The organism is Peribacillus simplex (genome assembly GCF_030123325.1).
In the GTDB taxonomy this organism is placed as follows: domain Bacteria; phylum Bacillota; class Bacilli; order Bacillales; family DSM-1321; genus Peribacillus; species Peribacillus simplex_D.
On sequence record NZ_CP126106.1, the window covers coordinates 1,807,866 to 1,830,710 of the forward strand.

Genomic DNA, 22,845 nt, shown 5'->3' on the forward strand with positions numbered 1-22,845 from the left:
CTACATGATGGGTTACTTTGTGATATAGCTGATGCTGTGATGGGATATGCTTTGCAAACTTGCACCAAATGAAATGGAGGATGCATCAAGTACGATTTCAAACATTGGTTCAGTTGGCGGACAATGGTTTACACCTGTTATTAACCATCCTGAAGTAGCTATTCTTGGGGTTGGCCGTATTGCTGAAAAACCAATTGTTCGAGAGGGTGAAAAAATTGTAAGCTTCGACCCCAGAATGATCGACGGAGCTACAGCACAGAATGCAATGAATCATATTAATCGATTATTAAACGACCCAAAACAATTGTTAATGGAGGCGTAAGTAAATGGTTGTCGGAGATTTCCCAATTGAAACAGATACTATAATCATCGGTGCAGGTCCTGGGGGTTATGTAGCAGCAATTCGTGCTGCCCAGCTGGGACAAAAAGTAACAATTGTTGAAAAGGAATTTTTTGGGGGTGTATGTTGTAATGTCGGCTGTATTCCTTCAAAGGCATTAATAGCCGCTGGTCACCGCTATGAAACAGCTAAGCATTCCGATGCATATGGAATTACAGCAGAGAATGTAAAGGTTGATTTTTCAAAGGTACAAGAGTGGAAAGATAGTGTAGTGAAAAAGTTAACTGGCGGTGTCGAAGGACTATTAAAAGGAAATAAAGTTGAGATTGTACGTGGTGAAGCATTCTTTGTAGACAGTAATTCATTACGCGTAATAGGCGAAAAAAATGCTCAAACATACACCTTTAAAAATGCAATTATTGCAACAGGATCGCGTTCAATCGAGTTGCCTACATTTAAATATTCAAAACGCGTTCTAAATTCGACTGGTGCCCTCAGCTTAAATGAAATTCCTGAAAAAATCGTTGTTATTGGCGGCGGTGTTATCGGAATCGAGCTTGGCGGTACCTATGCAAACTTTGGTACCCAAGTAACGATTTTAGAGGGTGCAGATGAAATTTTGGGCGTAGGTTTTGAGAAACAAATGTCAGCCGTTGTTAAAAAGAGTATGAAGAAAAAAGGTGTAGAATTCTATACCAAAGCAATGGCAAAAGGTGTAGAAGAAACAGAAAATGGCGTCACTGTAACCTTTGAAGTAAAAGGTGAAGAAAAGAAAATAGACGCTGATTATGTGTTTGTGATGGTCGGACGACGCCCGAATACGGATGAAATAGGTCTTGAACAAGCCGGCGTAAAATTGACAGACCGTGGACTTATTGAAATCGATAAGCAATGCCGCACGAATGTTCCTAATATTTATGCAATCGGTGATGTTGTTCCAGGTCCACAATTAGCACATAAGGCATTCTATGAAGCAAAAATTGCTGCTGAAGCGATTGCCGGACATCCATCTGAAATTGATTATATAGGCATTCCAGCTGTCGTATTTTCAGACCCTGAACTTGCAACTGTAGGTTATACTGAACAACAAGCAAAAGATGAAGGTATTGAAGTAGTAGCTGCGAAATTCCCATATGCGGGAAATGGACGTGCCTTGTCACTTGACAGCACAGAGGGGTTCGTTAAGCTTGTAACTCGTAAAGAAGATGGACTTGTTATCGGAGGGCAAGTTGTCGGAGCAAATGCATCAGATCTCATTTCGGAGTTAGGTTTGGCTGTTGAAACAGGACTGACTGCAGAAGACATCGCTATGACAATCCATGCGCATCCAACACTTGGAGAAATGACAATGGAAGCTGCCGAAGTGGCACTTGGAACCCCAATTCATATCATTAATAATTGATTGGATTCTGTACCGAACAAATCAATTTAAGCAGAAGTAAACTATGCAATCTTTACTCCAGAATTGCGCCGTTTCTTGAATAACTAAAATATGGTCTCAGTCGTAAAATTACTTTATTCTTATTAAATTAACGGGAGTTCAATAAGAACTCCCAACCATTACTTGTTATACGCATTTTGAGTAATAAGTTGCATATTGCTTTCATCAGCATGAAAGAGTGCTTTTGCTAATTACAGTCAATTCCTCTACTTGTTTATATGAATGGCTTCCAAGAAGCTTTAGAGCGTGTGAGATCTGTTTCTTGGTGTACTTGTTAGGACGACCCTCGTTGAAACTTCAAGCTGTCTTACTATGGCTTTGTCTTTCTGGGTTCTCTCCACGATCATGTCACGCTCAAACTTTGCAAAGGAACTCAAGAGTTAAAGATAAGTCTTCCTGTATGAATAATAATAGGTGCGGCATGTTAATCCACGTTATTGTTTTCCACATACTTAGTATCCGATTTATGTAATCTTATCAAATTGTTGTTAAGGAAGACTAAAATCAATATACTTTTACACAACAAGAAAGCTCTTAAATAATAAGAGCTTTTTTGCATGCTTACTTCCTCTATTGACTATTTAAGAAAGGCTGTGCAGGCTTTCTTAAATAGTCTACGAGACGGGGGTAAGGTAATTCGATAGGTTTTACCTTAATAATATTTATTCTGGTAACTGAAATACCTAATAGTTATTATGATATATACCAAAAAAATATCTCTGGCCTATTATTGTGAAAAGATTTCTTTTGCGTTGTCCAAGGCCATTTTATTTCCTAGTGCTGAATAGTCAAGCCATGGCTGATCCGGAACTACGTAAACATGTTTTCCTTTAACTGCTTTCAACCCTTTCCAAATGGGTGTATCTTCTAACTGTTTAAAAGCTGTCTGAGACTCATCGTCACTGTTGACGATGACAAATATAGCATCTGCATCGAAATCTGGAAGAACTTCTTGAGATATGACTTCGTAAGGTAGATTTTTATCAATGTCTTCAACACCATTGGCAGGTTTAAAACCTAAATCCTGAAATAAGATGGGTCCCATTGGTCGTTTTGTACTAAATACTCGTAACTCCTTTGCCGTAACACGTATTGCCATTACTTTACTGCCTTCACCAAGTTTATTTTCAATTAAACTTTTCACTTCTTTTGTTTGTTTTTCATAATCTGAAATGAATTTTTCTGCTTGCTGTTGACGATCGACAAGATTACCTACTGACTTTAAATGATCTCTCCATGTTCCTTCATCAAGATTAAATACATGAGTCGGTGCGATTTTTTCGTATTTTGATACATCTTTTCCTGAAAATTCCTTATCAAGATAAATCACAGAAGGGTTTAGTTCAATCAATGCTTCCATATCCGGATCTTTTACAGGTCCAAGCTTTTGCGTATCTTTTAATTGATCCTTAACATGAGGCAGAAAATCTTTTAATTCCCCACCAATAACAGAACCAACTGGAGTTATACCTAATGCAAGCAAATCATTTGTTAGATGGATGGAAAGTGAAGCGATTCTAGGTTCTTCACTCCTAGGTTTATTTTTTTGTTCCGATTTACTATCATTTGAAGAAGTTTGTCCGCAAGCGGACAAAATAAGAATTAACATAATGCTAAATAAAATAGTAAGTTTCTTGTTCATTTTTTTCTCCTTATTGAAAAGTTATTTTGTTTTTGTGAGCAAATAAAGAAAATAGGGAGCTCCTATAGCAGCGACTACTATACCAGCTGGAATAGCATTTGGCTGAAATATGGATCGACCAATGGTATCCGCAAGCACCAAAATAATGAGGCCTATAAGTCCTGAAACAGGAAGGAAATGTTGGTACATTGGGCCAACAAGCCGGCGGGCAAGATGAGGAGCGACTAGACCAATAAATCCAATACCGCCGGCCATTGCTACACTCGCACATGACAAACCAACAGCAGTTGCCAGCATCAGCAAACGTTGTTTTTGAACAGAAGCACCAAGGCCAGCTGCTACGTCATCACCAAGTGATAAGGCATTTAATGTGTTAGATTGGAACCAAGCATAAGGTGCCAAAATAAGGATCCACGGAAAAAGGGCAATAACATGAATCCAATCTCTTCCCCATACATTTCCAACTAACCATCTTGAAGCAAATGAGTAGGTTTCTTCATCAAGACGAAGAGACAGAAAAAGTGTAATTGCACTAAAACCAGCAGAAATTGCAATTCCAATCAGAATAAGTCGAATGGGCAGTATGCCTTTGTAACGATCATAGGCAAGTAAAACAATAAGAAAAGCAGTTATGACTCCGCCTAAAAAGGTAAATAACGGTATAAGAATGGACGCTTTTTCATCTAATGAATGAAAATATGTAACAAAGATAATGAGACCAAAGGACGCACCTGCATGTAAGCCTAAAATTCCTGGATCTGCCAAAGGGTTACGTGATAATCCTTGTAAGATTGCACCTGAAATTCCTAATCCAACTCCCGCCAACATAGTAATCAAGATTCGTGGCATACGGTAATCAAACAGCACAGTAGAACTTTTAAAATCACCGTAGCCTAAAAGCGTTTGGATTACTTTAAAAGGTGAAAGTCGCAGTGTACCTGTATTCAAGCTTATTAATACTGCAACTATACTAATTAAAATAAATACCATAGTAACTGTATATGCCCTCTTGTTGTCTCCATTCATATGATATTTCACCTATAAGTCCCTCCCTACTTTACGAGCAATATAGAGAAAAAAAGGAACACCGACAAGGGCAACCATTATACCAATAGCCAGTTCTCTAGGTGGGTTCAAAGTTCGAGCTCCCAGATCAGCCAGTATTAACAGTATCGAACCCAATAATGCTGACATTGGAATGATGAGTTGATAATATCCTCCAACCAATTTTCGTGAAATATGTGGGATTACAAGTCCAACAAACCCTATTGAACCAACGGCCGAAACAGAAACCCCTGCCAGAATAACGGCTATTATTATTCCAAGTATTCTAATACGAGTCGTATTCACACCAAGATTGGTGGCAATATCATTGCCCATTGAAATGAGCGACACAGATCGCCCTAACGATATTGCCCAAATAATTGCCATAAGAATAATAGGAGCTAACACTTTCAAATGATTCCACTTTATCCCTGCAACACCTCCGGCATACCAAAAGGCTAAATCTTGACTCAAATCATAATAAATAGCCACTCCTGAACTAAGTGAATGTAAGAGTGCTGCTATCACTGCACCTGAGATTGTCAGCCGTATAGGTGTTAATCCTCCCGGCACAGATGAGCCAATTATAAAAATGAATATTGTACTCAATACAGCTCCTATAAATGAAAAAACCATCAAGATAGAATACGGAATGTTTGGAAAGAAAGCAAAACTAAGGGCTACCACAAACATTGACCCTGCGTTAATACCAAGTATTCCTGCGTCAGCTAAGGGGTTGTGGGTGACTCCTTGCATTAAAGCCCCTGCAACTGCAAATGCTGCTCCGACTAATGCAGCGCCAATCACCCGTGGAAGCCGTAGTTCGTGAATAATCTGTTGCTGTGTCAGTGTAGGATCATAATTAAAAATCGCTGAACACACTGTATTGAAGGTAACCTCTTTTGCCCCAAATGTTACAGCCAAAAACAGGCACATCACTAATCCAAGAATCACCAGAATGAATAAACACATTAGCAGAAAAACACTTGAACGATTTTTGAGTCCCTTTAGAGAGGGATTATGTAACATTTAATTCATCCTTTACTTTTCACTAAATGAAATTGATAATCATTATCACGATGATTATATCTTTACTCTTTGTTGAAATCAATCTATTTTTTAATACGTTAATTTGAGAAGCGTAACGATAAGGAAGAACCTGAAATGTATATAGGTTTTGAGTAAATAAGGAAGTAAATACTCTGTCGTAAGAGCTTGACAGCCGAAGGATTAAATAGTTGATTGAGTCCTTTAGGGCTTATAAAGACTCCGTTGTAGATACTAGACAACTACATAACTCTGTTAGGGAAGTACTCACTACTTTTTGGCTAGCTCTTGGAGAGCTTTTGGAGATAAAAATCGTTGTAGTTCCTGTGAAAAGAGGGTAAGTTCGTCTGAAATCTCGCGATACATAAAAAAAACACCAGCCTTTTCATGATATTACAGGAATAATAGCGTTTTTCGATTTTTGTTGGTAGGACCCCTAAAAGTGGATTTGAGTCAATATTTAGGACACTAAAAAGTTAAATCTTAGAGAGTTAGTTAGTTTTAAAATTTAAACAAGTCTTATACTGAGAATTGACTACTAAGGAACAAGAATTATTAGTTTGGGTTAAAAAAGTTAAAAAATAAGAGCAAAGATTTACAGTTATACTAATTAGTTACGCTTATCTATTTGAACGTTAAGGGGTAAACCTCTTCTCTTCAATTCTTCTTCTAGAACGAGGATAAGTTTTTTTTCTAAGTCTAATTTAATTGCTTTATGGTATGAGTCTATCAATAGTTGATCATTTAATTTTTTCATATATTCCCTCTTCTATTTCTTTAAAACCACGTTTAAGTCTCTAACTTAAAATATAGAGTGAACTTTTTTGCAATAACAAGGTTTCATATTTATTCTATATTTTAATCTACATAAAACAACATAAACCGACATCGTTAAACACAATATATTTAGCTTTCCTAGTTTACATAATAGTGATTATTAACATAACAGTTAAAAATCACCGATTAAAGTAATAATTTAATTTGATATATATAGACGGTTCTGGGATTTCAATTAAGTGGTTTATTTTTGAAGATCGTAGCTTATCTATGCAACTAAAGGGGATTTACTTCAATAAGGGGTTGCTGCGGCAACCTTTTATTACGAAACTACCATGAAAATAAGTTTCTTTAAAAATGAAAAATGACTATACTTAAGGAGACCTTGCTCAATCGTTTAAAAAAAAGAGGAGAGCGGTAATTAATTAGTCTATGGATTAGGGTTGACTGGTTTAAGGTCAGTATCAGTATTGACACTTCCTAACCATTTTCATTCTTTGTGGTGAATCGCCGATTTTTGCGATTCATGGATGGCTAACTATCGGGGCAGCATTCCTGTAATAACTGAAAATGAGGTTTGAACGAAAAAAGACCTCTTGATAAGGTGAGTGTCATAAGCTGGCCAGCTAAAAAAGGACAAAAACATCTATTTGGAGGTCTCACAATGAATTATAACCAAGCTCTCGCGACATGATTGTGCTTAGCGATATCTACGGGTCAAGACAAGGGCTTTAATAAAGAAAAGGATTCGTCCGATGTTGGATTAAAATCATTTCAAACAGCCACTGATATATTAAGTCACCTTAAAGCTATGCACATAATCAAAATAGGACAGATTCACAGAAGAAGGGTTGAATCTGCCCAAAATCAAAAGAAATTTATTTGCAAATTGTTCAGAGTTTAATTATTATCTGTAAGTTGATAGGAATGTTACGACTTTTCCTTCAAGTAACTCATTTTTGCACCAGAACCATATACTCTATATCATATCAATATGAGTTATTTTCCAATGCTCATTCTTAATAAGCTGCTCTAATTTTTCTTTGTCTCTTTTATTAAAGTAATGGATAATTTGTTTATGATGTTCATTCATTTGTTCTAATACGGCAAATAGTTTTTCTTCGTCTTTACTCAAATAAATTTGTCTAACAAAACTGTTTTGTAAAGAATTAAGAAGGTCTATTAATGTATCGTTTTTACATTTATCTATATATACTTTATGGAATTGATTTTGGTATTGTTGATAATCCGCATAATTTTTTTGTGAAATTGACAGATCAATTTTTTTAACCAACTCTTTCATTAGTTCAATATCACTTTCTGTAATATGGGCTATAGATAATGAGGCTGCTAAGGCGTCCAGCACACCAACAACTTGAAAAACATCAAGCTTCTTATTTGTATCAAGTTCTTTAACGATAAATCCTTTTCGTGGAAAATACTCAAGTAAATTTTCTGAGGCTAATTGTATCAAAGCTTCCCTTACAGGAGTTCTGCTCACTTCTAATTTCTCGCTTAGTGCTACTTCATTTATTTTATGCTTAGGAAGCAGTGTTCCATTCTGAATTTCTTCAGCTATATGATTATATACATGGTCTTTAAGTGATTGGTATCTCTTTTTGATAGTCCTTCTCCCCTATGTTAAAAGTTGATATCATCTATTATACAATATACAATATAAAATTGAAAATTCTTGATTTTTATATTGGCATCGGCTTCTAAATCCTTCAATAGCTCTACTGTTTTGTAATATAGTAACTCACTATTACTTGCATTACTATCAGGCTCTAAGTTGATCATGAAGCGAATGGAACCGATCATAAGAATTTCTCATTTTAAATGAATGTAAGGAATGAGAGTGAAGGCGAACATTTAAGACTGCTACATGGAAATAGAATATGGAGCATTATTAAAACCTAGCTGTTTTAATTTGAAAGTATTTTTGAAATTAAATAAATAAAACATTGAAATGGCAAAGAGTCCAGTGTATTATAATCCATAATATGAATGATATTTCTGATTATTCAGCAAATTATACAATATACAATATAACTGAAAATTATGCTGAGTTATTAGCTTTTTTAACTAAATACCTTCATATTAAAAATAGTAAAAAGTAATTTTAAGTAAGTAAAAAAAGGTAGTGGTGACTAGTATAAAGAAAAGGAGGGACCATTAAATATACAATATACAATATAATATAAATTATATAATAAGTTGCTAATAAAGCATCATTTTAAAAGTGGCAAAGATAAATTTAAGCAGTAAAAAAGAGAAATAACAAGTACGGAAAAGAAAGTAACTATTAAATATACAATATACAATATACAATATACAATATATTATATAAATTCGAACAACAAAGAGATGTAGTTGAAAAAGCTATGAAAATTAGAGGTGAGAAAACATGAGTAAGCAAAACGATATACGAGAAGGTACCAAGGCTGTATGGGCAGGAGAAAAAGAATCTCTTGCTTACAATGCAACTCAAGTTCCCGTGGTGCTAAGTGTAGCCTACAATTACGATGACATAGAAGAGTGGCATGAAGTGGCTATTGGAAATAAGCAAGGGTATATATACAATCGCATGGCAAATCCTACTGTTCAAGCTCTGGAGGAAAAAGTAAGAATCCTCGAGGGAGCTGAAGCAGCAATTGGTTTCTCATCAGGAATGGCGGCTATTAGCAGCACTCTATATACATTTTTAAGACCGGGAGACCGGGTCATATCGGTTAAAGACACATATGGGGGAACCAATAAAATCTTTACCGAATTCTTACCGAATCTCGATGTAGATGTGCAGTTATGCAACACTGGAAATCATGAAGAAATTGAAGCTGAAGTGGACAAAGGATGCAAGGTTTTATATTTGGAGTCTCCTACCAATCCTACGATGAAGATTACTGATATTGAGAGAATGGTAAGAGCCGGAAAATCGGTAGGGGCGTTGGTCATCATAGACAATACTTTTGCTACTCCCATTAATCAAAATCCGATTCAATTAGGAGTTGACATTGTAATTCATAGTGCCACTAAATTCTTAAGCGGACATGCTGATGCATTAGGCGGTGTGGTATGCGGCTCCAAAGAACTGATGAAAAAAGTCTATCATTATCGAGAAATCAATGGAGCGACGATGGATCCTTGGTCAGCCTATCTTATTTTAAGAGGGATGAAAACGTTAAAACTTCGAGTACGTCAGCAAGAAAAGAGTGCAATGGAAATCGCAAAGTATCTGCAAAAGCAAAAGCTTGTAGAAGCGGTCAATTATCCTGGGTTAGAAACGCATCCGCATCACCATATTGCAAAGAAACAGATGAGAGGTTTCGGCGGAATATTAAGTTTTGTATTGAAAGGGGAGATGGATGCAATAAAAATTTTATTGCCAAAATTACAATATGCAAATAAAGCCGGAAATCTTGGAGCTGTAGAAACTATATATGGACCCGCAAGAACGACTAGTCATGTGGAATGTACTCTTGAAGAACGCAAAGCTCTTGGTATTCCGGAAGGTTTGGTTCGTATCTCCGTAGGAATTGAGGATACGGAAGATCTTATTTCTGATTTAGAACAAGCTTTTGCTCATTTGGAGTCACAACTACCAGTAACGGTAGCTGCAAATAAAGATACTGATAATGGAAGAGGTATGGAGATATGACACAAAAAATTGCATTACTTGGATTTGGTGTAGTCGGCCAAGGGTTGGCAGAAATTTTACAAGATAAAGGTGAGTCTTTACACAGTGAACTTGGCTTTGATGCAAAAATTGTTGCCATTTCCGATGTCATGAAGGGCTCTCTTTATCACCCTGAAGGGTTGGATATCTCTCAAGTATTACAAGTTGTAAAGGAAACGGGAAAACTGGAGAGTTACCCTGAAACCCCTGGGTTGATAAGGGGATGGGACAGCTTTAAGACAATCCTTGAGAGTAATGCGGATACCATTGTGGAGATTACTTTCACTGATGTAAAAACTGGTCAACCCGCTATCGATCATTGTAAGACGGCATTTGAAAGTAAAAAGAACGTAGTAATGAGCAATAAAGGTCCCGTTTCTTTAGCTTATCAAGAACTAGCTGAGTTAGCCAAAAAGAATAATGTGCGATGGGGCTTTGAAGGAACTGTTATGAGTGGAACACCAGCATTGAAAATGCCTCTCGTTTCATTGGCGGGAAATAACATTTTTGAAGTGCGGGGGATTTTAAATGGAACGACTAATTATATTCTGACCAAAATGGAAGAAGGATTGAGCTATAAGGATGCATTAATTGAGGCACAAGCTCTTGGCTATGCAGAGGCAGATCCTACCAGCGATGTAGAGGGATATGATTCGCAGTATAAAGCTACTATTCTTGCTAATGTTGTAATGAATATTCCGATGAAACGAGAGGAAGTAGAATGTGAAGGAATTAGCCATCTTACACAACAAGACATTCAATGGGCAAAATCTGAAGGGAAAAGGTGGAAGCTCATTGCTAAATGTAAAAAGGATGGTGATAAAGTAATCGCAAAGGTAGGTCCTGAAGCTATACCTCTTACAGATCCTCTAGCTGGAGTTTTGGGAGCACAAAACGCTATTACGTATAACTGTGACTTAGCCGGTCCGATTACCTTGATTGGTGCCGGAGCTGGTCGCAAAGAAACAGGATTCTCTATTCTGATTGATTTAATCAATATTAGCCGTGGGCAATTATGATCTTGTATACCATTCAAGTTATAAGCTGGAAAATTACTTATACGGGGTGAATATCGATGACATTTATTGAAGCGCTTACAAAGAAAAATAAGATGTTTCTTGCTGGAAAATGGGTATCCGGCGATAAAATAATTGAAGTTCTCGATCCACAAGATAATAGTTTAGTTGCAACCGTCCCTGCTGCTAATGAGAAGGATGTACTTCATTCCATTGAAGAGGCAAAAAAGGGAGCGAAAATAGCCGCGGACATGCCAACACATGAAAGAATTGCCATTCTAAATCGTGCCGCCGATTGGATCTATGAGCATAAGGAAAAATATGCAATGACCATTGCCCGTGAGGGAAGCAAGACCATTAAAGAGGCGAGAAAAGAAGTAGTGCGTTGTATCGAAACACTTCGAATTAGCGCAGAAGAAGCAAGGCGAATTAATGGCGAAACGATTTCGTTTGACCAAATGCCGGGAAGCGAAGATCGCATGGGATATTATTATCGTTTTCCTGTTGGGATTATTGTAGCTATAACACCTTTCAACGATCCATTAAATCTTGTTGCCCATAAAGTGGGACCTGCTATTGCTTCTGGAAATGCCATCATCGTAAAACCAGCACCTGCTACACCTTTAAGTGCTCTTTTATTGGCAGAAGCCTTTGAAAAAGCAGGTTTACCACCTACAATATTGTCCGTCATTACGGGGTATCCGAGTGATATGGGCGAGAGTCTGATTACTCATTCAGCCATACGAATGATTTCTTTCACAGGAGGACTCGCCACTGGCAAAGCGATTATGCAAAAGGCAGGCTTGAAAAAGATGAATATGGAGCTAGGATCAAACTCACCCGTTATCGTGCTGGAAGATGCTGACTTAAAAAAGGCGGTTGAATCGACTGTATCCGGCGCCTTTTGGGCCGCAGGTCAAAATTGCTTGGGAGTGCAAAGAGTATATGTTCAAGAAGATATTTATAGGGACTTTATTGGAAAGTTTGTTAACCGTACTCAACAGTATCGAGTGGGCAATAAACTCTCAGAGGAAACCGACATGGGGCCTATGATTTCGGAGACAGAAGCAAAGCGAGTTGAGAGTTGGGTTAATGAAGCTGTTGCGAAAGGCGCAAGATTGCTGTGTGGCGGTAAACGTCAAGGTTCTTTTTATTATCCAACTGTTTTAGAGAATGTCCCAGCACATTGTAAGCTGGCAACTGAAGAAGTTTTCGGACCAGTTGTTACCATTCACAGTGTGCCCGATCTGGATACCGCTATTTTCCAATCTAACAATGTGGAGTTCGGCTTGCAAGCAGGTATATTCACTCGTGACTTAGATAGGGCGTTTGGAGCTATACGTAAATTGGATGTAGGCGGGGTTATGGTAAATGATAGCTCTGATTATCGTATAGATGCCATGCCTTTCGGGGGAGTGAAGGGTTCTGGTTTAGGTCGTGAAGGAATTAAGTTTGCACTTCAAGAAATGACTGAAACAAAAGTGGTTTGTTTTAAAGTTTCGAGCAACAGATGAGAGAAAAAGGTTAATTTGATAATGATAGCATTATAGGAATCGACCCGAGGTCAATCTTCGCGCTACAAGTAAGGTACTGCATCATAATATAAAGGAGGAGACTGAATGCTAGACGCCAAGTGTACCAATCAAAATCAGTTGAAGCGTTCAATGAAAAGCAGGCACTTGTTCATGATTTCGCTAGGTGGGGTAATTGGAACGGGTCTATTTCTAAGTACAGGCTATACAATTAATCAGGCTGGACCGGGAGGAACGATTCTCGCTTATTTGGTTGGTGGGCTGATCATGTATCTGGTCATGCTATGCCTTGGCGAATTAACTGTAGCTATGCCGGTAACCGGTTCATTTCAAACATATGCTACGAGATTTGTGGGTCCTGCCACCGGATTTACCATTGGTTGGCTGTACTGGCTAACCTGGGTAGTTACGGTAGGGTCGGAATTTACTGCATCCGGCCTATTGATGAAGAGATGGTTCCCGGATACTTCCGTCTGGATGTGGAGCGCACTCTTTGCGATTTTACTTTTTCTGCTGAACGCCTTTTCTGTAAAATTTTTCGCGGAAACTGAATTTTGGTTTGCCGGCATTAAAGTAATTACTATTATTTTATTTATCATATTAGGTGGAGCAGCGATGTTTGGCTTCATTCCTATGAACGGTAGTGCAGCTGCTCCGATGCTTTCTAATTTTACCGGGGAAGGAGGCCTTTTTCCAAATGGATTCCTTCCGATACTTATAACCATGATTTCTGTGAATTTTGCCTTTTCAGGAACAGAGCTCATCGGTATTACTGCTGGAGAAAGTGAAAACCCGGAAAAAGACATTCCACTAACCATTAGAAATGTAATTTGGAGAACTATGTTTTTCTTTGTTGGTGCCATATTTGTATTATCTGGATTAATCTCCTGGAAAGAAGCGGGAGTCATTGAAAGTCCGTTCGTTATGGTTTTTGATAGCATAGGGATACCTTTTGCAGCTGATATCATGAACTTTGTTATTATTACAGCTTTACTGTCAGTAGCAAATTCCGGTCTCTATGCATCTACCCGTATGTTATGGTCTCTTTCAAATGAGCAGATGATAAGTCCTCTCTTAGGAAAGGTAACGTCAAAAGGAGTTCCGTTTAATGCTTTGGTTGTAAGTATGGCAGTAGCCTGCTTGTCATTATTCTCTAGTGTAGTGGCTCCGGATACGGTTTATATGGTGCTTGTGGCTATATCTGGATTTGCGGTTGTTGCAGTATGGATGGGAATTGCTTTATCACAGTATGTGTTCCGTAAACACTTTCTTAAAGCGGGTGGTGATATTAGAGATTTAAAATTTCGTACACCACTTTACCCTTATGTGCCCATTACCGCTTTTGTTTTATGTTTCGCTTCTATTTTGGGTCTTGCTTTCGATCCAAGCCAACGAATTGCCCTATATTGTGGAATACCATTCATTGCCTTTTGCTATCTCCTCTACTATATAAAAAATCGAGGAATTAAGAATCAAATCGATTCTCATGGTGAATCAGATCAATTTTTTGAGAATATCAAGTAGTGAGTGTCTAGTATAAAAAACCTAATAAACTAGAATATAATTATATTGTAGTCAAATGGAAGTAAACTTGATTAGACAAACCCAAACCCTACAATAAAGGAGAAGCAAAGTCAGCTGGTTATAGAGAATCTAAAAGATAATGTTATCGAAAGTAGTGTTACTGTTACTTACAGTAACACTCTTCTTTTTATCCCTAATAATATAAATGTCCTCAGCCATTGGAAAATTTCACTTCGATTGGCAACAATTTTTTTGAACCCCATATGATTTTTTTCACCCGCCATAAAAGGAAAAGTGAGGGTATTTGGTAATTACGTTTGAAATATCGTAGGGAAGTCACACAGAATGTAGAATAGGTGAATCAAGTGGGATATTAACGTGAAAGGAATGTGAAGCAAGAAGGTAAAAGAGATATTGGACGGCTTAATGATAACCGGCAACACCATAGCTAAGATTGCTAAAGAGAAAGTGGGTATTGGTGAAAAGAAGTTAAAGAAGCATTACACAATGCTGGATATGAATATCAAAACTCTGGCCAAAAGGGCTGTACTATGTAGGTGAAGGTGAAGGTGAAGAATCACTTTAGAACACATTCACAACCTATTTTATTTGATGTGAACAGAGGGATAAATGGTAATGAAATAGATTTCACATCGGAAGAAAAAGCGATATTAAAGGAACTCATAAGGCATATGCCCTGGATGAAAAACAAGATAACCCTATTAGTAGAGAAAATCTTTATCAGAGGATTATCGCTTTAGAATAGGGTAAAATGTACGGAAAACGATTGTCATAAATGAGGAAGTTGGGGCTTTGTTTGATAGGTCCGCAGACCAACAGAAATTCATAAAATCCGATTTAATTGAAATTGCGATCCTCGATTTAGTTGAAAAGTACAAATAGAGTATTGCCATTACCAAGCACTAATAACGACAGTCAATATTTATCGACGCTAGGAGTTTTTAGAATCAGAAAGCAGAACAAATGATTTACTCTTGTTCTGCTTTTTAATTTATAACATTAACATATTTTATTCTTATAAAAGTTAACGAAGTAGATTTTATGGAATTAACAAGTAATGACTACATTCAACTAAATCTATTTGACACTATTGTAGCCGTAGTATGGCCCCTTAATCATATTGTGAAGTGTGTTTCGATACTATAGATAAAATGGTTCTAAGGCACAACAGGTACTCCACAATAAACTCATTGTGCTTTTCCAAGTTCATTGTCTTCACCGCTTTTGTGCTTTTTTCTCTTCTTTATTATTACGTGGTAATAAATATAACAGGCTACCATAAAAGGTATACCACAGTATAGCCCTAGTCTTTGATTAGGAATAAAAATAAGGCTAATTAACACAATTCCGTATGACACGAATCCCAAGATCGGAACAAGTGGATACAGAGGTGTTCTGAATTTTAAATCTTTTACATTTCCACCTTCTGCTTTAAACCGTTTTCGAAAAAAGAACTGTGATGCACAAATAGACATCCATACGACAATTGTAATCACACCTGAAATAGAAATAAGCCAGACATAGACTGTTTCTGCAGCCACGACACTAGTAAGAAGTGAGAGTGCCGATATGGATATTGTGATAATCAGTGCATTCAACGGAATACCTTTTGAAGATAATTTACCGACCACAGATGGGGCCATTTCAGTTTTAGAAAGTGACCAGAGCATTCTTGATGCTGCATACAGTCCTGAATTGGCTACAGATAGAACAGCGGTAAGGATAACAAAATTCATAATATCTGAAGCATATGGAATTCCAATCATGTCAAATACGGAAACAAACGGACTTTCAACTAATCCGGCAGTTTTCCACGGTATTAGTGCAACAAGTACAAACATCGCCAAAACAAAGAAAAACATGGTACGCCAAATGATATTTCGAATGGAACGCGGAAGCGTCTTGTCTGGATTTTCACTTTCTCCAGCAGCTATACCAATGAGTTCAGTTCCCTGGAAAGAATAGTTCACCGTAACCATTGTTAAAAATATGGCGAGAATACCATTTGGGAAGAGGCCACCGTCACCTGTGAAATTCGAAAAAAACGGGGCAGATTCATCACCTTTTAAGTCAATCAAACCAAGCATAGCTGCCCCCCCAAGGATAATAAAGAGAACAATAGCTGTCACCTTAATGCTAGAAAACCAAAATTCTGTTTCTGCAAAGCTACGTGTGGACAATGCGTTTATCGAGAATATGATAATTCCGAATACCATACACCAAATCCAAACAGGAACTTCCGGAAACCAACGCTGCATAAGAATACCTGCAGATGTAAATTCTAATCCAATCGTATTCGCCCAACTTAACCAGTAAAGCCAGCCAATCGTAAATCCAGTTGAAGGACTAATATATTTCGTAGCATATGCTTGAAAGGAGCCCGAATTTGGCATAGCTACTGTTAATTCACCGAGACAAAGCATAACAAGATACATAAGAAACCCACCAAGTACATAAGCAAGAACGGCTCCTCCAGGTCCCGCCTGACTAATAGTAAATCCTGAACCGAGAAATAATCCAGTTCCAATGACACCACCAAGTGCAATCATGAACAAATGTCTGCTTTTCATCGTGCGTCTTAATTCATTGTTTTCCTTAGGTATCATTCCCATTTTTTACCACTCTTTCTTATATCATTAATGAAACGAAAAAATATGAATATTATGATAATTATTTCGTGCGTATTTCTAGGATAATAGTTAAACTACACAGTCTATTTAGCATCACCTATTAAAATAATTCGATATTTGTTTATAAACATACAGGCTTAATAACATCAAATTTATAGGAAAGATTGGAAAGAATAAAAACTTCTTTCTCCCTCCAATCTCTGAAGCTATTACATTACCGGGTCTACTTGCTTAAAATTGCTTCATTTTTTTTTAATAACTTAAGCGTTACATTTCTTAAAAGTCCGGGTAAAACGCCAAAAGTATAAGGTTTATAAACCCGTTCTGTCCATTTATGAGCGTCTTTTCCATATACACCGATATTGATAGATGGGATATTAAGATTACGAATGTCCTTTATAGGCAAAGGATAAATGGACTCCCATTCCGGGAAATTATTTAATAACGACAGGATGTCCTCGTCGGTTTCGTGCAAGGATAAAAAGCTGCCATCTGCTAGATAAGGGAAGAACTTTTTCAGTGCAAACTTTTCGTCGGTTTCTTTTGCTACTTCATCTAATACTTCTTTTAGTGCATTTTCCAGATTAGCGTCCCTCTCATTATCTTGATTTAAATAGTTGTGTGGAAGATAAGGTGGCGCGAAAAAGATGATAACCCGCGGCTTTTTATTCGGATCAAGTTCTTGTAAGGCTTCGACAATTTTGAAGCAAAGCATTCTTGGCTCTAAATGTTCATTCTCATTAAACGCTTTTTTCATTCTTTCCGCTGTATTAATACCCATCTTTTCCAACTCATCCACATAATCGGCCAAACTCGTTACTTCAATCTTCCAGGATAGTGTTTTCGAAGGCAACCCTGTGCGCATGAGAAAATCGTTGTAATGCTTGAATAAAACATGTTCTGTTTCCCTGCAGGCCTCAAAAGCAACAGCAGTTAACTTATCCATGACTTCTTTCGTTGTCGCTTTATAAACAAAGTAGTTAAAATAGAGGTAGCTACTAGTAGCGGTTTGTACATTGTAAAATTCTTTTGTATCGCGTTGATACAAACAAGAAGGTGGGAGAACCAATTCACCGTCAATATTTTCGGCTAGATCCAGGTTATTATGGACACGCCGCGTTATCTCAGCCGCAATAAAGTTTGGATCAATACCGGATAACGTTTCACCTACGTGGGCCTCGCGACCATAAATATAGAAACTCGGTAGAAGCTTACCTGCAGCTCCCGTAAAAATATAGCGGTGAGGGTCATTATTATATAAAGGAGTAATAAAGTCATCATTTATGGCTACCGTATAAGACAATCCTTGCTCCTCTTTCAATCGATTCAACTCAGCAATGGCAGATATCACTCCCTTATGCTGGCTCTCTTCATCAGGGTTCACCATTAACAGAATATTACCCGTTAATTCTTCGGGATGTTCGGAAAAGTGGAGAACATTGGCAAGGTGCACTGCGATTCCGCTTTGCATATCAACGGACCCTCTTCCAAACAGCCACTCTCCTGATTGAGCATCTTTTTGTACATCTTTGTCAAATGCATACATTTTGAAAAAATCTTCTAAAGCATCCGGATTCATCGCATCTTTTTTCATGTTGCTATAATCTTCAATACCAACCGTATCCAAATGCGAATGGTAAATAATTGTATCTTTTGTCTCTGATTTCCCTTTGACTAATGCAAATATATTTTTCCGGCCCAGTAGATCGTTTGGAACCGGCTGTTCCCATACTTGAGATGGGTTTTGTTGGAAATACGGAAAGCCTAGAAGAGTTTCTTTTACAAAGTTAGCCACTTCCACCTCACCAATTGTTCCGTTAATGCTGCTAATATTTACAAGAGCACGTGTAAGTGTTTCTACTTTTTCAGGCATTGTCATGTTGTGAATTTTGTTGTACATGATTGTTATCTCCTTAAAAAAATTTTTATTTATTAGTTGCTAACGACTTACGCTTTATTGAATGGACAAATTGCTCCATTCGTTTTAATCCTTCTTCAAGCGATTCGATAGAAGCCGCATAAGAAATCCTTACGTATCCTTCTCCAAACTCTGAAAACGCATCGCCAGGAACAACTGCAACACTTGTCTCTTGGAGCAGCTTCAGCGCAAAATCAAACGATTTCATCTTTGTACATTTTATAGAAGGGAAAACGTAAAAAGCACCATCTGGTATGACCACATCTAAACCCATGTCGGTGAGCCGTTTGCAGATGTACTCTCTTCTTTTTCGATACTCTTCAACCATCTGGCCTGGATCATCCTTCCCTTGGGTTAAAGCTTCGATTGCCGCATATTGACTAATTGTGCTGGCACATACTGAATTATAAAGATGGACTTTTAACATTTGACTAGATAAATAGGAAGGTGAAAAAGTAAAACCAATTCTCCAACCTGTCATAGAATGGGATTTTGCAAGACCGTTAATGACGATAGTTTTTTCCCTCATACTTGGAATAGAGGCGATTGAATAATGCTTTTTATCATAAGTCAGTTCACTGTAGATTTCATCTGAAACAACAAAGATGTTTTTATTTCTAAGTACATTAGCAATTTCAACGATATCTTCTTCACTTAACATCCTTCCGGTGGGATTTGAAGGTGAGCAAAGAACAATGCAGCGTGTTCGTTTCGTTAGTTTATTCTTAATCATTTCAGCATTCATTTTGAAAGAATTTTTTGACGTATCAACGTAAACTGGAACTGCTCCACATAATGTAATTAACGGTTCGTATCCAGGATAAATAGGAGAGGGAAGAATGACTTCATCCCCTGCTTGTAAAATGGTTCGGAACGCACTGTCAATGGCTTCAGTTGCACCGTTTGTTACAATGATTTCATCCTTAGGATTGTAGGTGAGATTGTACTTTTGGAATACATAATCTGCGGCAGCCTTCCGTAGGCTCAATAGGCCGGCGTTATGTGTATAGGCTGTATGATCTTGTCTAATCGCTGTTATAGCAGCTTCTTTTATATGTTCAGGTGTTGAGAAATCTGGCTGACCTAGGGTAAGATTGATCGAATCGGTATAATGGATCACCATATTGGAAAATGTCCGTATGCCGGGAATCTTGATGGTTGAGACGCTTTTATTTATCGAATTTTCCATTTGTACTATCACCTTTTTTAGAATTTTGATTTTACAAAATGTTTTTAATTTTCAGCCGGAATTAATGGATGATCAGGTTTGATGAGAAACCATAAGAAAATAGCAAGTCCGATAGGGATGATGTTGATTAAAAGGGTTGTATTCCAACCCATTTCCTGCGCAAACCATCCGCAGATAATCGGAGACGTTATTCCTCCAATGCTTCCCCAAAGGTTCATCCAACCACTGACAGATCCTGCGAATTCTTGACCTAAATCGTTTGCGGTTGCCCAAGAAGTAACGATTGGCAGCCCAAGAGCGCCAAGTGCTAGTGTCAACCAGACAACGTTCATCCAAGGACTTGTGGAGTAGGCAGCGAAATACAAACCGATAACGAAAAAAATGAATCCGATCAAGGCTAGACTACCTCGAGCCTTCATTCGTGAGTTTGTTCTTTGTAAGATGATATCCGATACGGCGCCTCCAGCTAGAACAGTGAAACAAATAGCAAGCCAAGGGAAACTTGCTGCTACCCCCATTTCTTTTAATGAGAAATTTCGTGCTTCCATTAAATAAGTAGGTAACCATGTTAAAAAGAAGGTGTTCATATAGATGACGACAAAGTATTGTATCCCAACTGCCCAAAATCGGATGTTTCTAAGATACATCTTCCACGGGGCGGTCTTTTTTTCTGTTCCGGTGATGCTTCGATTTTCACATATAAGAACTTTTTCTTTTTCGGAAATCCAAGGATGATTTTCTGGTTTATCACGACCTACAATATACCAAATTAAGCCAATCCCAATGCCGAGAATAGCGAAACTATAGAAAACGCCTTGCCATCCAAAAAGCAGCATGATAGCCACTGAAACTCCTGGTGCTATAACAGGCCCGAAGAAAGAACCAGCTAATAATGCACTTGCTGCTCGTCCCTTTTCATGTTTTTGGAACCAGTATGAATTGAAGACAGAGTTGGCTGGATACATTGGACCCTCTCCAACACCAAATAAAAACCTTACAATGCATAATACAACGTAAGACGTAGAGGCCGCTGTAAGTGCTGTAAATGCAGACCACCAGGTAATCGCTATTATAATGATCTTCCTTGACCCGAACCTTTCTGCAAGCATTCCCCCTGGAATTTGAGCAATACAATATCCTGCGTAGAAGAGGGAAGACAAAAGTCCAAATTCAACTTTGTTCATATTTAGAGCATCCATCATTGGTTTAGCGACCACAGATAGATTGGCTCGGTCCATGTACGCTATCAAACCTATAATAAAAAAGATCAAACCCATTCCCCAACGTAATCCAATCTTTCTTTCCTTGCCTTGAGATTCGGCGATTAATTCTACCTGCTTTTCTATCTTTACTTGTTTCATCTTTTTATCCACTTCCTTTATAAGAATTGATAATTGATAAAGTATAAGACAGGATTATGTTGGGAGCCTAGGGGTGAAATAAGTATTTTGCAAATCGATTAATTCTGATCATTACCTAACATTTTTTCCCAAAGAGGATCGCACCGGCGAAGGTATTTTTCAACACCTAACGCTTGTAACTCTTGACGTCGTTTTTCATCTGATTCTTCTTCCTTTTTGCCGATTTCAATAAAACTTAATGTTTCTTCTTGTGGAACAACTAACAGGCCATCATTACTTCCAACAATAATATCCCCAGGGTTAATGATGCATCCTGAAATGGATACAGGTACATTTACATCGCCACCAATACTATAGACTTTGGTAGTTAAAGGTGAAATCGCGTAAGAAAACACGGTGAATTGCAAATTATTAAGTATTTTAGTGTCGGTAACAGGCCCGTTAATGATGGCAGCAATGGCTCCTTTTTCCATCGCAACTCTTGTCGTAATTTCTCCCCAACATGCAAAACGCTCTTCTTCGTTCATATCGATCACAACTACATCACCAGGCTGTACTAAATCCAGTGCCTTATAAACTAATAGACCGTCATTTGGAGGGATTCGGACCGTCACTGCCGGACCAGCAAATGTGTTTTCAACCGGGAATAAAGGCTTGATTTTCTTAGTATTGATTAATTGGAAATTCAAATGATGCCCATAATCACTTGGTGAAATAGTTCCCAATTGCTTTACTTCTTCAGGTTTTGGTCTTAGAGTTTTAGAATTTACCGTTATCATTACATTCATCCTTTCTTTGTAAACGCTATCAATCACTAACTTATACCTCTTGTGACTTGTTGTATTCATGTTGTATATTATATGTATACAACAGGTGAATCCATTAGTCAATCTATTCTGAAATTTAAATACGCGATTTATATGATAGAATATAGTAAGTTAAAGAAATTCCTTGCTGTTTATTTTTTATATACCATTATGTAGTATTAATACTTTTTAAAAGGATAGATAAAATGAGCATACACCAACCCAAACGACAATTTTTAAAAGATCGAGCTTATGAGATGATTAAGAAACTACTTATGAACGGAGAATTATCGCCAGGAGAATTTGTTAAAGAGGGGGATCTAAGTGAACAGTTAGAAATGAGCAGGACTCCTATTCGGTCAGCCCTTCAGCGTTTAGAACATGATGGATTGGTTCGTATTCATCCAAAGCAAGGTATCTATATATGTGATATTTCTGTAAAACAAGTTAATGAAGTGTATGAAATACGAATTGCACTTGAAACATTTGCGTTACGAAAGCTTTCACATAGTATTGAAAAACACCAACTCGAAGAACTTTATGACATCTTAAATAAGCAATACGAGTATATAAAAAATGAAGATTCCTATTCAGCACTTGAATACGATATGAGGTTCCATCTTAGAATAATGGAGTTTAATAAAAATGAACAAATGTTAGATATATTTAAAAGCATTAGAGAAAAACTGAAATTTTACGGAAAAGAAGTATTAAAGAAAAAAATAGATCGCCTAAAGCAAACATACGATGAACACGTATTAATTGTAGAGGCCCTGGAAAAAGGCAACATGGAGGAAGTAGTTCGAAATATTGAAGAACACTTACAATATGGCAGAAAAACGCTTCTGGATCCATGAACAGTACGGCAAAAGTGTTAAATG

General features: G+C 37.5%; 16 protein-coding genes and 3 pseudogenes. 7 read left to right on the top strand and 12 right to left on the bottom strand.

Translation table 11 applies throughout. The features are described 5' to 3' along the window. Positions 1–55: 55 nt before the first annotated feature. Both QNH43_RS08755 and lpdA read left to right on the top strand, forming a co-directional pair. Positions 56–322 (top strand): annotated as a pseudogene (locus tag QNH43_RS08755) (2-oxo acid dehydrogenase subunit E2); the annotation flags it as partial. A 4-nt stretch (positions 323–326) separates the two neighbouring features. Continuing rightward, on the top strand, positions 327–1,742 hold the full coding sequence (gene lpdA / locus QNH43_RS08760; RefSeq protein ID WP_283917498.1) for a dihydrolipoyl dehydrogenase: 1,416 nt from the start codon (positions 327–329) through the stop codon (positions 1,740–1,742). 204 nt (positions 1,743–1,946) lie between these two features. On the opposite strand, the pseudogene QNH43_RS08765 reads toward lpdA, so the two are convergent. From QNH43_RS08765 to QNH43_RS08790, 7 genes and pseudogenes are all read right to left on the bottom strand, one after another. Next, positions 1,947–2,181 (bottom strand): annotated as a pseudogene (locus QNH43_RS08765) (recombinase family protein); the annotation flags it as partial. A 327-nt stretch (positions 2,182–2,508) separates the two neighbouring features. Next, positions 2,509–3,423: an iron-hydroxamate ABC transporter substrate-binding protein gene (locus QNH43_RS08770; RefSeq protein ID WP_283917499.1), complete on the bottom strand. Its 915-nt coding sequence runs from the start codon at positions 3,421–3,423 to the stop codon at positions 2,509–2,511. A gap of 21 nt (positions 3,424–3,444) precedes the next feature. Further along, positions 3,445–4,449 carry a FecCD family ABC transporter permease gene (locus tag QNH43_RS08775; RefSeq protein WP_434060190.1) on the bottom strand — a complete coding sequence of 335 codons (1,005 nt, stop codon included), beginning with the start codon at positions 4,447–4,449 and terminating at the stop codon, positions 3,445–3,447. 12 nt (positions 4,450–4,461) lie between these two features. Further along, positions 4,462–5,496 (bottom strand): FecCD family ABC transporter permease, encoded by a 1,035-nt coding sequence (locus QNH43_RS08780; RefSeq protein ID WP_434060162.1) that lies wholly within the window; start codon positions 5,494–5,496, stop codon positions 4,462–4,464. 146 nt (positions 5,497–5,642) lie between these two features. Further along, positions 5,643–5,880, bottom strand: a pseudogene (locus tag QNH43_RS27740) (IS4 family transposase); the annotation flags it as partial. Positions 5,881–6,124: 244 nt separating this feature from the next. Further along, the gene (gene sda / locus QNH43_RS08785; RefSeq protein ID WP_283917501.1) at positions 6,125–6,271 is read right to left on the bottom strand and encodes a sporulation histidine kinase inhibitor Sda; all 147 of its coding nucleotides are present in this window, start codon (positions 6,269–6,271) and stop codon (positions 6,125–6,127) included. A gap of 999 nt (positions 6,272–7,270) precedes the next feature. Continuing rightward, the gene (locus QNH43_RS08790) at positions 7,271–7,915 is read right to left on the bottom strand and encodes a GntR family transcriptional regulator (RefSeq protein WP_283918320.1); all 645 of its coding nucleotides are present in this window, start codon (positions 7,913–7,915) and stop codon (positions 7,271–7,273) included. 783 nt (positions 7,916–8,698) lie between these two features. Between QNH43_RS08790 and QNH43_RS08795 the strand changes: the two genes are divergently transcribed. The 4 genes from QNH43_RS08795 (at position 8,699) to QNH43_RS08810 (ending at position 14,039) form a co-directional block, all read left to right on the top strand. After that, positions 8,699–9,949, top strand: coding sequence for a cystathionine gamma-synthase family protein (locus QNH43_RS08795; RefSeq protein ID WP_283917502.1), 1,251 nt, complete (start codon positions 8,699–8,701; stop codon positions 9,947–9,949). Continuing rightward, a complete protein-coding gene (locus QNH43_RS08800; RefSeq protein ID WP_283917503.1) occupies positions 9,946–10,986 on the top strand; it encodes a homoserine dehydrogenase in 1,041 nt (346 codons plus the stop codon). The genes QNH43_RS08795 and QNH43_RS08800 overlap by 4 nt, the downstream gene beginning before the upstream one ends. 56 nt (positions 10,987–11,042) lie before the next feature. Next, entirely contained in the window at positions 11,043–12,497 is a 1,455-nt protein-coding gene (locus QNH43_RS08805; RefSeq protein ID WP_283917504.1) for an aldehyde dehydrogenase family protein, read from the top strand. Between the two features lie 105 nt (positions 12,498–12,602). Further along, entirely contained in the window at positions 12,603–14,039 is a 1,437-nt protein-coding gene (locus QNH43_RS08810) for an amino acid permease (protein WP_283917505.1), read from the top strand. A gap of 1,208 nt (positions 14,040–15,247) precedes the next feature. Here the strand turns inward: QNH43_RS08810 and QNH43_RS08815 are convergent. From QNH43_RS08815 to QNH43_RS08835, 5 genes are all read right to left on the bottom strand, one after another. Continuing rightward, on the bottom strand, positions 15,248–16,672 hold the full coding sequence (locus QNH43_RS08815; RefSeq protein ID WP_283917506.1) for an amino acid permease: 1,425 nt from the start codon (positions 16,670–16,672) through the stop codon (positions 15,248–15,250). A 241-nt stretch (positions 16,673–16,913) separates the two neighbouring features. Then, positions 16,914–18,590 carry a M20/M25/M40 family metallo-hydrolase gene (locus tag QNH43_RS08820; RefSeq protein WP_283917507.1) on the bottom strand — a complete coding sequence of 559 codons (1,677 nt, stop codon included), beginning with the start codon at positions 18,588–18,590 and terminating at the stop codon, positions 16,914–16,916. 25 nt (positions 18,591–18,615) lie between these two features. Next, positions 18,616–19,797, bottom strand: coding sequence for an aminotransferase A (locus QNH43_RS08825; RefSeq protein ID WP_283917508.1), 1,182 nt, complete (start codon positions 19,795–19,797; stop codon positions 18,616–18,618). 44 nt (positions 19,798–19,841) lie between these two features. Further along, on the bottom strand, positions 19,842–21,158 hold the full coding sequence (locus QNH43_RS08830; protein ID WP_283917509.1) for an MFS transporter: 1,317 nt from the start codon (positions 21,156–21,158) through the stop codon (positions 19,842–19,844). A gap of 98 nt (positions 21,159–21,256) precedes the next feature. Beyond that, a complete protein-coding gene (locus QNH43_RS08835; RefSeq protein ID WP_283917510.1) occupies positions 21,257–21,973 on the bottom strand; it encodes an RraA family protein in 717 nt (238 codons plus the stop codon). A gap of 197 nt (positions 21,974–22,170) precedes the next feature. On the opposite strand from QNH43_RS08835, the gene QNH43_RS08840 reads away from it, so the two are divergent. Further along, positions 22,171–22,821 (top strand): GntR family transcriptional regulator, encoded by a 651-nt coding sequence (locus tag QNH43_RS08840; RefSeq protein ID WP_283917511.1) that lies wholly within the window; start codon positions 22,171–22,173, stop codon positions 22,819–22,821. Positions 22,822–22,845 lie beyond the last annotated feature (24 nt).